This is a genomic window from Pseudarthrobacter sp. PS3-L1, assembly GCF_030063285.1.
GTDB lineage: Bacteria > Actinomycetota > Actinomycetes > Actinomycetales > Micrococcaceae > Arthrobacter.
Map to the genome: position 1 here is coordinate 171036 of NZ_JASISU010000004.1, position 12852 is coordinate 183887.

General features: G+C 59.3%; 6 protein-coding genes. All 6 read left to right on the forward strand.

Going from position 1 to position 12852, the window contains the following annotated elements:
* Positions 1–354: 354 nt before the first annotated feature.
* The 6 genes from rpoB (at position 355) to tuf (ending at position 12737) form a co-directional block, all read left to right on the forward strand.
* Complete coding sequence (gene rpoB / locus QMG79_RS12120; protein WP_283538860.1) at positions 355–3864, forward strand: DNA-directed RNA polymerase subunit beta; 3510 nt, start codon at positions 355–357, stop codon at positions 3862–3864.
* 105 nt (positions 3865–3969) lie between these two features.
* Positions 3970–7869 carry a DNA-directed RNA polymerase subunit beta' gene (locus tag QMG79_RS12125; protein ID WP_283538861.1) on the forward strand — a complete coding sequence of 1300 codons (3900 nt, stop codon included), beginning with the start codon at positions 3970–3972 and terminating at the stop codon, positions 7867–7869.
* Positions 7870–8275: 406 nt separating this feature from the next.
* Positions 8276–8650 carry a 30S ribosomal protein S12 gene (rpsL, locus tag QMG79_RS12130; protein WP_011692814.1) on the forward strand — a complete coding sequence of 125 codons (375 nt, stop codon included), beginning with the start codon at positions 8276–8278 and terminating at the stop codon, positions 8648–8650.
* 1 nt (position 8651) lies between these two features.
* A complete protein-coding gene (gene rpsG, locus QMG79_RS12135; RefSeq protein WP_283538862.1) occupies positions 8652–9122 on the forward strand; it encodes a 30S ribosomal protein S7 in 471 nt (156 codons plus the stop codon).
* Positions 9123–9190: 68 nt separating this feature from the next.
* Positions 9191–11305, forward strand: coding sequence for an elongation factor G (fusA, locus tag QMG79_RS12140; protein WP_283538863.1), 2115 nt, complete (start codon positions 9191–9193; stop codon positions 11303–11305).
* Between the two features lie 241 nt (positions 11306–11546).
* Positions 11547–12737, forward strand: coding sequence for an elongation factor Tu (tuf, locus tag QMG79_RS12145; RefSeq protein WP_283538864.1), 1191 nt, complete (start codon positions 11547–11549; stop codon positions 12735–12737).
* Positions 12738–12852: the final 115 nt, after the last annotated feature.

Consider the following 12852-nt stretch of genomic DNA (forward strand, 5'->3'; position numbering starts at 1 on the left):
GCGAACCGCAGCGAAAGACCACACGTGAGTGGACCGCCGTCGGTAGGCTGCAGCGCCTACCGAAGGATAAGCACTTGGCGGTGCTTGCAATACAACCCAATGTGGGGTAGACATGGTGGCCACTTTGCCGTAACGTAGAGATTTGCGTCTTCCCTGTTTACCTTCAGCCTTCATATAGCGGTGGGCTTTGTCTGACAAGTGGGCTACCAACGTGCCGTCAACAACGTCACGTCAGTGGGTCCGCCAGGCTTCGGGTCATATAGCGGAACCGAAGAGGTACCACTGTGGAGTCACTCCGCAGGGTGCACACGGGGAAGATCTGAAAACGCCTGAAGGTCTGTGGAAGGATCCCTCTTGGTCGCCTCGAGCACCTCTAATAACGAAACCGCTAACAATGCCGACAGCACTGATGGTGCCACTCGCCGGCTCTCATTCGCAAAGATTCACGAACCGCTTGACGTTCCGAATCTCCTTGCCCTCCAGACGGACAGCTTTGACTGGCTCGTCGGAAACGAACGCTGGCAGGAGCGCGTCGCCAAGGCTGTCGAAGAAAACGACCTGAGCGTCGCTACTTCGTCAGGTCTTTCCGACATCTTCGAAGAGATCTCCCCGATCGAGGACTTCCAGGGCACCATGTCCCTGAGCTTCTCCGATCCTGAGTTCGCTGACCCGAAGTACACCATGGCCGAGTGCAAGGACCGGGACGCTACCTACTCGGCTCCGCTGTACGTCAAGGCCGAGTTCATGAACAACAACACTGGCGAAATCAAGCAGCAGACGGTATTCATGGGTGACTTCCCCCTGATGACCGAAAAAGGCACCTTCGTCGTCAACGGCACCGAGCGTGTCGTCGTTTCCCAGCTGGTCCGTTCCCCGGGTGCCTATTTTGAGCGCACTGCGGACAAGACGAGCGACAAGGACATCTTCACCGCCAAGATTATTCCTTCGCGTGGTGCCTGGTTCGAACTCGAAATCGACAAGCGCGACCAGGTTGGTGTTCGCCTCGACCGGAAGCGCAAGCAGTCCGTGACGGTGCTGCTGAAGGCGCTGGGTTGGACCGAGGGCCAGATCCTTGAAGAGTTCGGCCAGTACGACTCCATGCGTGCGACCCTTGAGAAGGACGCGACAGAGACCCGCGAGGATGCCCTGCTGGACATCTACCGGAAGCTGCGACCAGGCGAGCCGCCGACAGTCGAAGCTGCAGAAGCGCTCCTTCGCAACCTGTACTTCGAACCCAAGCGTTACGACCTTGCCAAGGTTGGTCGTTACAAGATCAACCGCAAACTCGGCATCGACCGCTCACTTGGGGACAAGGAAGCTTCAGTCCTGCACGTCGAAGACATCGTCGCCATGATCAAGTTCCTTGTGGCACTTCACGCTGGCGAGAAGAACCTGACGGGCACCCGCGACGGCCAGGATCACGAACTGCGAGTCGAGATCGATGACATCGACCACTTCGGCAACCGTCGTATCCGCGCCGTTGGTGAGCTCATCGAGAACCAGGTCCGTACCGGCCTGTCCCGCATGGAGCGCGTCGTCCGCGAGCGTATGACCACCCAGGACGTCGAGGCAATTACGCCGCAGACCCTGATCAACATCCGCCCGGTTGTCGCTGCCATCAAGGAGTTCTTCGGAACGTCCCAGCTGTCGCAGTTCATGGACCAGAACAACCCGCTGTCGGGTCTGACCCACAAGCGCCGCCTGTCGGCGCTTGGCCCGGGTGGTCTGTCCCGTGACCGCGCAGGCATGGAAGTTCGTGACGTGCACCCGTCCCACTACGGACGTATGTGCCCCATTGAAACTCCTGAAGGCCCCAACATTGGCCTGATCGGTTCACTGGCGTCCTACGGTCGGATCAACCCGTTCGGGTTCATCGAGACGCCGTACCGCTTGGTCTCCGAAGGTGTCGTTTCCGATGAGGTCCAGTACCTCACGGCAGACGATGAGGCAGAGGTCCTGATTGCCCAGGCCAACGCTCCACTCGACGACAACAAGAAGTTCGCCGAGGACACAGTCTTGGTTCGCGCCCGTGGCGGTGGAGGAGAGCCTGTGCTGGTCCCTGCCGGCGAGGTCGAGTTCATGGACGTCTCCCCGCGCCAGATGGTGTCAGTGGCTACCGCCCTGATCCCGTTCCTGGAGCACGATGACGCCAACCGTGCGCTCATGGGTGCCAACATGCAGCGTCAGGCTGTGCCGCTGGTCCGTTCCGAGGCCCCTTTCGTGGGCACCGGCATGGAGCGCGCCGCTGCAGTTGACGCAGGTGATGTTGTCATCGCCAAGAAGGCTGGTGTTGTCACTGAGGTCTCCGCTGAGCTGGTTGTCGTGCTCAACGATGACGGCACAGAGATCAACTACCGCATCAACAAGTTCGCCCGTTCCAACCAGGGCAACTGCTACAACCACCGCGTCCTGGTCAGTGATGGCCAGCGTCTTGAGGTTGGCGGCATCATTGCTGACGGTCCCGCAACGGACCAGGGCGAGCTCGCCCTCGGAAAGAACCTCCTTGTGGCATTCATGTCATGGGAAGGCCACAACTTCGAGGATGCGATCATCCTTTCGCAGCGCATCGTTGCTGAGGACGTCCTCTCCTCCATCCACATTGAAGAGCACGAGATTGATGCCCGCGACACCAAGCTTGGTGCCGAGGAAATCACCCGTGATATCCCCAACGTGTCCGAGGAGGTTCTGGCGGGCCTCGACGAGCGTGGAATCATCCACATCGGTGCTGAGGTTGAGGCCGGCGACATCCTGGTGGGCAAGGTGACGCCCAAGGGCGAGACCGAACTCACCCCAGAGGAGCGCCTGCTCCGTGCCATCTTCGGCGAAAAGTCACGCGAAGTGCGCGACACCTCACTGAAGGTCCCGCACGGCGAATCAGGCACCGTTATCGGCGTCCGCGTTTTCGATCGCGACAACGACGACGAGCTGCCCCCCGGAGTGAACCAGCTGGTTCGTGTCTATGTCGCTGCAAAGCGCAAGATCACTGACGGCGACAAGCTCGCAGGCCGCCACGGTAACAAGGGTGTCATTTCCAAGATCCTCCCGATCGAAGACATGCCTTTCCTTGCTGACGGTACCCCCGTTGACATCGTCCTGAACCCCCTTGGTGTTCCCGGCCGAATGAACGTGGGACAGGTTCTGGAAACCCACCTCGGCTGGGTGGCCAAGACCGGCTGGAAGATTGAGGGCGAGCCCGAATGGGCCAAGCAGCTGCCGAACCTGCCGCGCGAAAGTGGTCCCACCACTGTCGCAACGCCTGTGTTCGATGGCGCACGCGAAGAGGAAATCACTGGTCTCCTGGATTCGACCAACGTCACACGTGACGGCGACCGGCTGATCAACTCCTCCGGCAAGACACGGCTGTTTGATGGCCGCTCAGGCGAGCCTTTCCCGGATCCGATCGCTGTCGGCTACATGTACATCCTGAAACTCCACCACCTGGTGGACGACAAGATCCATGCGCGCTCCACCGGCCCGTACTCCATGATCACGCAGCAGCCGCTGGGTGGTAAGGCACAGTTCGGTGGCCAGCGCTTTGGTGAGATGGAAGTGTGGGCGCTCGAAGCGTACGGCGCTGCCTACACCCTGCAGGAACTGCTGACCATCAAGTCGGATGACATCCATGGTCGCGTGAAGGTCTACGAGGCAATCGTCAAGGGCGAGAATATCCCCGAGCCGGGCGTCCCCGAGTCCTTCAAGGTCCTGATCAAGGAAATGCAGTCACTGTGCCTGAACGTGGAAGTTCTTTCCACCGACGGAACCACAATTGAAATGCGTGACTCTGATGACGCAGTCTTCACGGCTGCGGAAGAATTGGGCATCGATCTGTCTCGTGCAGAGCCCAGTTCCGTAGAAGAGGTTTAGCAGGAGGTGGACGACGGCGGGTGGTAACCCGCCGTCGTCCAGCACCTCCCTCTTCCCGTAACCCACGACTTCAGAATTTAGAGAACAAGAGAGAACAGGGACCATATGTCCAGCGAATCCTCCTTCGGCCTCATGCAGATCGGCCTCGCCACCGCGGAAGACATCCGCGGGTGGTCATACGGCGAGGTTAAGAAGCCGGAAACCATTAATTACCGCACACTCAAGCCTGAGAAGGACGGACTCTTCTGCGAGAAGATCTTCGGCCCCTCAAGGGACTGGGAATGCTACTGCGGTAAGTACAAGCGCGTGCGTTTCAAGGGCATCATCTGTGAGCGGTGTGGCGTTGAGGTCACCCGCGCCAAGGTGCGCCGTGAGCGCATGGGCCACATTGAACTGGCTGCGCCAGTAACCCACATCTGGTACTTCAAGGGTGTCCCGTCCCGTTTGGGCTACCTCCTTGACCTGGCTCCGAAGGACCTTGAAAAGGTCATCTACTTCGCCGCCTACATGATCACGAGCGTTGATGCTGACAGCCGCCACGAGGAACTGCCCAACCTGCAGGTTGAGCACGACATCGAGAAGAAGCAGCTGATTGACAACCGCGACTCCGACATTGCCACGATCGCACGCGACCTCGAGGGCGAAATTGCCCGTCTCGAGGGCGAGGGTGCCAAAGCCGCCGACAAGAAAAAGGCCCGCGACTCTGCGGACCGTCAGATGGCCAACGTGCGTAAGCGTGCGGATGCCGAAATCGAGCGTCTTGAGCAGGTCTGGGACCGCTTCAAGAACCTCAAGGTCGCCGATCTTGAAGGTGACGAGGGGCTTTACCGCGAACTGCGTGACCGCTATGGCATGTACTTTGAAGGCGCCATGGGTGCCGAAGCCATTAAGAAGCGTCTTGAGAACTTCGACATGCAGGCCGAATCCGACCTGTTGCGCGACATCATTGCCAACGGCAAGGGCCAGCGCAAGACCCGTGCGCTCAAGCGGCTCAAGGTTGTTAACGCCTTCTTGACCACCAACAACAGCCCCCTGGGCATGGTCCTTGATGCTGTGCCGGTCATCCCGCCGGAACTGCGCCCCATGGTCCAGCTCGACGGTGGACGCTTCGCGACCTCTGACCTCAACGACCTATACCGTCGTGTGATCAACAGGAACAACCGCCTCAAGCGCCTTCTTGACCTGGGTGCCCCGGAGATCATTGTCAACAACGAGAAGCGCATGCTTCAGGAAGCTGTTGACAGCCTCTTCGACAATGGCCGTCGTGGCCGTCCCGTCACCGGTCCTGGCAACCGTCCGCTGAAGTCCCTGAGCGACATGCTCAAGGGCAAGCAGGGTCGTTTCCGCCAGAACCTCCTCGGCAAGCGCGTTGACTACTCTGGCCGTTCGGTCATTGTTGTTGGTCCGCAGCTGAAGCTGCACCAGTGTGGCCTGCCAAAGCAGATGGCGCTGGAGCTCTTCAAGCCGTTCGTCATGAAGCGACTGGTTGACCTCAACCACGCTCAGAACATCAAATCGGCCAAGCGGATGGTTGAGCGCTACCGCCCGCAGGTCTGGGATGTCCTGGAAGAGATCATCACCGAACACCCGGTGCTGCTCAACCGTGCACCCACCCTGCACCGTTTGGGTATCCAGGCTTTTGAACCCCAGCTTGTTGAAGGTAAGGCAATCCAGCTTCACCCGCTGGTCTGTGGCGCCTTCAACGCGGACTTCGACGGCGACCAGATGGCAGTTCACCTGCCGCTGAGCCCCGAGGCCCAGGCCGAGGCACGTATCCTGATGCTGTCTTCCAACAACATCCTGAAGCCCTCGGACGGCCGCCCGGTTACCCTGCCGTCGCAGGATATGATCATCGGTCTTTACCACCTGACCACCAAGCGTGTCGGTTCGGCTGGCGAGGGTCGCGTGTTCGGTTCGGTGGCGGAAGCCATCATGGCCTACGACCTCCACGATCTTCACCTGAACTCCAAGGTCCGGATCCGCCTTGAGGGCTTTGTGCCCTACGCAGGCTGGGAGGCCCCCGAAGGATGGGAGCTTGGCCAGACTGCCCTGGTGGAGACGTCCCTCGGACAGGTCATCTTCAATGAGACCCTGCCCGCGGATTACCCTTGGGTTGAAAACGTTGCCGACAAGGGCGAACTGTCCACAATCGTCAACGACCTCGCTGAGCGCTACCCGAAGGTTGTCACCGCTGCAACACTGGACAACCTCAAGGATGCCGGTTTCTACTGGGCCACCCGTTCGGGTGTCACTGTGGCAATTTCCGATATCGAGGTCCCCAAGGACAAGCCGCGCATCCTTGCTGGCTACGAGACCATGGCTGCCAAGATCCAGGGCCAGTACGACAAGGGCCTGATTGACGACGACGAGCGTCGCCAGGAACTGATCGAGATCTGGAACAAGGCAACTGACGAGATCGCCAAGGTCATGCGCGACAACCTGTCGCCCATGAACACGATCAACCGTATGGTTTCCTCTGGTGCCCGTGGTAACTGGATGCAGGTTCGCCAGATCGCGGGTATCCGTGGCCTGGTGGCCAACCCTAAGGGTGAGATCATCCCGCGTCCCATCAAGTCCTCGTACCGTGAGGGCCTGTCGGTGCTGGAATACTTCATCGCTACCCACGGTGCGCGTAAGGGCCTTGCTGATACCGCGCTGCGTACCGCCAACTCGGGTTACCTGACCCGTCGTCTGGTGGACGTCTCGCAGGACGTTATTGTCCGTGAAGAAGACTGCGGCACCGAACGTGGCCTTGTCACGGCAATTGCCGTTGTTGACTCGAACGGCGAGCTTGTTCTGGACGAGAACGTCGAGAACAGCGCCTATGCCCGTACCCTCGCTGTCGACGTCGTCGATTCCAAGGGCAAGGTCTTGGCTGAGGCCGGAAGTGACTGCGGCGACGTCGTCATTGCTGAACTTTTTGCCGCCGGGATCACTGAGGTCAAGGTTCGCTCTGTGCTCACCTGTGAGTCGAGTGTTGGTACCTGCGCACTGTGCTACGGCCGTTCATTGGCCACCGGCAAGACTGTTGACATCGGTGAGGCCGTTGGCATCATCGCGGCCCAGTCCATCGGTGAGCCTGGCACACAGCTGACGATGCGTACCTTCCACACCGGTGGTGCTGTCTCCGCCGGTGGTGGTGACGACATCACCCAGGGTCTGCCCCGTATCCAGGAGCTCTTCGAAGCCCGTACTCCGAAGGGTGTTGCACCGATCGCTGAAGCGGCCGGACGCATCACCATTGAAGAGACCGAGCGTCAGATGCGTCTCGTCATCACTCCTGATGACGGGTCCGAAGAGATCGCCTACCCGGTCCTGCGCCGTTCACGTCTCCTTATCGAGGACGGCGACAACGTCACAGTTGGCCAGAAACTCATCAACGGTCCGGTGGACCCCAAGCAGGTGCTGCGCATCATGGGTCCCCGTGCCGCGCAGAAGTTCCTGGTGGACGAGGTTCAGGGCGTTTACCGCAGCCAGGGCATTGGCATCCACGACAAGCACGTTGAGGTCATTGTCCGCCAGATGCTGCGCCGCGTGACGGTCATTGAGTCCGGCGAATCGGATCTGCTGCCTGGCGAGCTCGCCGAGCGTAGCCGGTTCGAGGATGCCAACCGTCGTGTGGTCTCCGAGGGCAAGACGCCGGCATCCGGCCGTCCTGAACTCATGGGTATCACCAAGGCATCACTGGCTACCGAGTCCTGGCTGTCCGCAGCTTCGTTCCAGGAGACCACCCGCGTCCTGACGCAGGCGGCAATGGAAGGTAAGAGCGATCCGCTGCTGGGCCTCAAGGAGAACGTGATCATCGGTAAGTTGATTCCGGCAGGCACGGGCCTCCCGCGCTACACCGAGGTCAATGTTGAGCCTACTGAGGAAGCGAAGGCCAATCTGTTTACCGGCCCCAGCGCCTTCAGTGATTTCAGCTACGATTCCCTGGGTGGCGATGGATCTCCCGAGTTCCATGCCATCCCACTGGATGACTACGATCTGGGCAGCGACTTCCGCTAGCGGACAGGGCTCCTTGCCCTGATTGCCTGACCAGCAAGCCCCGTCCCCACGATTCGTGGGGGCGGGGCTTTGTCGTAGGGTTGATCGAGGCGACTGGCGATTAAGGCCTACGGCGCGCTTAATGTTAGGCTTGTTACCAATTGTTATTGTGGCAGTGGATGAGTGCGCTGGTCGTGTTTTATGGCAGGACGTGGCGACGTTTCCGGTTTGCAGGGTTCTTGTGCAACGTATGCCACATTTTTGCATGCCTGAGTAAGGTCTGGAGCGCAGAGCTGCCAGCCCCGGGATGCGATCCGACTATTAAGGCTTCGCCCTTCCTGCACTGGACGTGATTCAGTCCAGGTGGGGCTTCGCAAAAGTAGAGTGGCTGGAAGCGGCCACTCCGGATAAAACGGAGAACACGAAAGTGCCTACGATTAACCAGCTGGTCCGAAAGGGCCGCACGCCGAAGGTCAAGAAGACCAAGGCCCCCGCGCTGAACGGCAGCCCCATGCGCCGTGGCGTTTGCACCCGCGTCTACACCACCACCCCGAAGAAGCCGAACTCGGCTCTCCGTAAGGTGGCACGTGTGCGCCTTAACGGTGGCGTTGAAGTGACTGCTTACATTCCCGGTGTTGGCCACAACCTGCAGGAGCACTCCATTGTGCTCGTTCGCGGTGGTCGCGTGAAGGACCTTCCCGGTGTCCGTTACAAGATCGTCCGTGGCGCCCTTGATACCCAGGGTGTGAAGAACCGTAAGCAGGCTCGTAGCCGTTACGGCGCAAAGATGGAGAAGAAGTAATATGCCTCGCAAGGGTCCGGCCCCCAAGCGGCCGCTAGTAGCAGATCCCGTTTACAGCTCACAGCTGGTAACGCAGCTCATCAACAAGGTGCTGGTTGACGGCAAGAAGTCCACCGCAGAGCGCATTGTCTACGGCGCACTCGAAGGTGCCCGTGCCAAGTCCGGTGGCGATCCCGTTGCCGCACTCAAGAAGGCGATGGAGAACGTCAAGCCTTCCCTCGAAGTTCGCTCACGTCGCGTTGGTGGCGCCACCTACCAGGTTCCTGTTGAGGTTAAGCCGGGCCGCTCCACCGCACTCGCACTGCGTTGGTTGGTTGGTTACTCCAAGGCTCGTCGTGAAAAGACCATGACGGAGCGCCTCCAGAATGAGATCCTGGATGCCTCTAACGGTCTCGGTGCCGCTGTGAAGCGTCGCGAAGATACCCACAAGATGGCCGAGTCCAACAAGGCCTTCGCACACTACCGCTGGTAAAACTTTCGGACGCTGCCGGCCCTACAGGGCCGGGAGCGTCCGTGTAGTCCATCCGAAAGGGAGACACCGTGGCACAGGACGTGCTTACCGACCTTAGCAAGGTCCGCAACATCGGCATCATGGCCCACATTGATGCCGGCAAGACCACTACTACTGAGCGCATCCTGTTCTACACAGGTGTGAACCACAAGATTGGTGAGACGCACGACGGCGCCTCCACCACTGACTGGATGGAACAGGAGAAGGAACGCGGCATCACCATCACGTCTGCTGCCGTGACCTGCTTCTGGGACCACAACCAGATCAACATCATTGACACACCTGGCCACGTCGACTTCACCGTTGAGGTTGAGCGCTCACTGCGTGTCCTCGATGGTGCAGTTGCTGTGTTCGACGGTAAGGAAGGCGTGGAGCCACAGTCTGAGACTGTTTGGCGCCAGGCTGACAAATACGACGTTCCCCGCATCTGCTTCGTGAACAAGATGGACAAGCTCGGTGCTGACTTCTACTTCACCGTGGATACCATCATCAGTCGCCTGGGTGCCAAGCCCCTCGTCATGCAGCTTCCTATCGGTGCGGAGAATGACTTCATCGGTGTCGTGGATCTCCTTGAGATGCGCGCGCTCGTCTGGCCTGGCGACTCCAAGGGTGATGTCACCATGGGCGCCAAGTATGAAGTTCGTGAAATTCCCGAGGATCTCAAGGAGCGTGCCGAGGAATACCGCGCCACGCTGGTTGAGACTGTTGCGGAGTCTTCTGACGAGCTCATGAACAAGTACCTCGAAGGTGAAGAGATCACCGTCGCGGAACTCAAGGCTGGCATCCGTAAGATGACCATCGCGTCTGAGCTGTACCCCGTGTTCTGTGGCTCCGCCTTCAAGAACCGTGGCGTCCAGCCCATGCTCGATGCTGTTGTCGACTTCCTGCCGAACCCACTTGACGTCCCCCCGATGATCGGTCACGATCCCCGGGATGAGGAGAAGGAACTGACCCGCGCGCCGTCGTCGGAAGAGCCCTTCTCAGCACTCGCGTTCAAGATTGCGGCACACCCGTTCTTCGGTCAGCTCACCTTCATCCGCGTGTACTCCGGTCACGTCGAAGCTGGTGCCCAGGTGGTCAACTCCACCAAGGGGAAGAAAGAGCGCATCGGTAAGCTGTTCCAGATGCACGCCAACAAGGAAATGCCTGTTGAGGGCGCTTCTGCTGGCCACATCTACGCAGCGATTGGACTCAAGGACACCACAACGGGTGACACTCTCTGCGATTCGCAGAACCAGATTGTCCTCGAGTCCATGAGCTTCCCGGAGCCTGTGATCTCGGTTGCGATTGAGCCCAACACCAAGGGTGACCAGGAAAAGCTTTCGACTGCCATCCAGAAACTCTCCGCTGAGGACCCCACCTTCCAGGTGTCCCTCAACGAGGACACGGGACAGACCATCATCGCTGGCATGGGCGAGCTCCACTTGGATATCCTCGTGGACCGCATGCGTCGCGAATTCAAGGTCGAGGCAAATGTCGGCAAGCCTCAGGTTGCGTACCGCGAAACCATCAAGCGGGCTGTCGAGCGTCATGACTACACGCACAAGAAGCAGACCGGTGGTTCGGGTCAGTTCGCTAAGATCCAGATCGCCATCGAGCCCTTGGACACAGCCGATGGTGAGATGTACGAATTCTCAAACAAGGTCACCGGTGGCCGTATTCCCCGCGAATACATCCCCTCCGTGGACGCCGGAATCCAGGATGCACTCAACGATGGTGTTCTGGCCGGCTATCCGGTTGTCGGCATCAAGGCAACGCTGATTGACGGCGCCTACCACGATGTTGACTCTTCGGAAATGGCCTTCAAGATTGCCGGCCGGATGGCTTTCAAGGAAGCTGCCCGCAAGGCAAACCCGATCCTGCTTGAACCGCTGATGGATGTCGAGGTCCGCACCCCTGAGGAATACATGGGTGAAGTTATTGGTGACCTCAACTCCCGTCGTGGCCAGATGCAGTCTATGGAAGATGCCCAGGGAGTCAAGGTCATTCGTGCCCACGTCCCGCTGTCCGGTATGTTCGGTTACATCGGCGACCTGCGGTCCAAGACCCAGGGCCGCGCTGTGTACTCCATGACATTCAACAGCTACGCGGAGGTCCCGAAGGCAGTAGCCGACGAGATCATCCAAAAGACCCGCGGCGAATAGCGCTCACGCTCTTCTCGCAGCAAACTCGGAAGTCCATTCCCCTGGGGAATGGCTTCCGGTGTGGTGGGCCGGTGGCCGTCTAACGGCGCCGGCTCATCCACCAAGGTTCAGGGATTACTATGGTCTCCTGAATCTGAAAAATTTCACCAATCCAAAGCCCCCCAAGTAGACTTATCTGAGCTTCTGCCGCGATCAGCGTGGCAGGAAGGTACGTCATTTGAAATCGTTCTAGGAGGAACCTGTGGCAAAGGCAAAGTTCGAGCGGACTAAGCCGCACGTCAACATCGGCACCATTGGTCACGTTGACCACGGTAAGACGACATTGACTGCCGCTATTTCCAAGGTGCTGTACGACCAGTACCCGGATCTCAACGAGCAGCGCGACTTCGCGTCGATTGACTCTGCTCCTGAAGAGCGCCAGCGCGGCATTACCATCAACATCTCCCACGTGGAGTACCAGACCGAGAAGCGCCACTACGCACACGTAGACGCCCCCGGCCACGCTGACTACATCAAGAACATGATCACCGGTGCCGCGCAGATGGACGGCGCCATCCTGGTGGTTGCTGCTACTGACGGCCCGATGGCCCAGACCCGCGAGCACGTTCTGCTTGCCCGCCAGGTGGGCGTTCCCTACCTGATGGTCGCGCTGAACAAGTCCGACATGGTTGACGATGAGGAACTTCTGGACCTCGTTGAAATGGAAGTTCGTGAGTTGCTCAGCGACCAGGGCTTCGATGGCGACGATGCACCGGTAATCCGCGTTTCCGGCCTGAAGGCACTCGAAGGCGATCCGGTATGGGTCAAGTCCGTTCAGGATCTCATGGCCGCAGTCGACGAGTCCGTTCCGGACCCGGTTCGTGACCGCGACAAGCCGTTCTTGATGCCGATCGAAGATGTTTTCACCATCACCGGCCGTGGAACCGTTGTTACGGGCCGCGCCGAGCGTGGAACCCTGGCTATCAACTCCGAGGTCGAGATCGTCGGCATCCGCCCGATCCAGAAGACCACGGTTACCGGTATCGAGATGTTCCACAAGCAGCTCGACGAAGCATGGGCTGGCGAGAACTGTGGCCTCCTGCTCCGTGGACTGAAGCGCGACGATGTCGAGCGTGGCCAGGTTGTCGTCAAGCCGGGTTCAATCACCCCGCACACCGACTTCGAAGCCAACGTCTACATCCTCTCCAAGGATGAGGGCGGGCGTCACAACCCGTTCTACTCGAACTACCGTCCGCAGTTCTACTTCCGTACGACGGATGTTACCGGCGTCATCACCTTGCCTGAGGGCACGGAAATGGTCATGCCCGGTGATAACACTGAGATGACCGTTGCGCTCATCCAGCCCATCGCCATGGAAGACGGCCTCGGCTTCGCTATCCGTGAAGGCGGCCGTACGGTCGGTTCAGGACGTGTTACGAAGATCCTCAAGTAGTTTCTACTTTAGGTTCGGGAGCATCATCCGGTATCGGATGGCGTAACCAAGAAAGCAACCCCGCTGTATATGCAGCGGGGTTGCTTTTTACTCTATTTAGTACAGTCTTTGGATT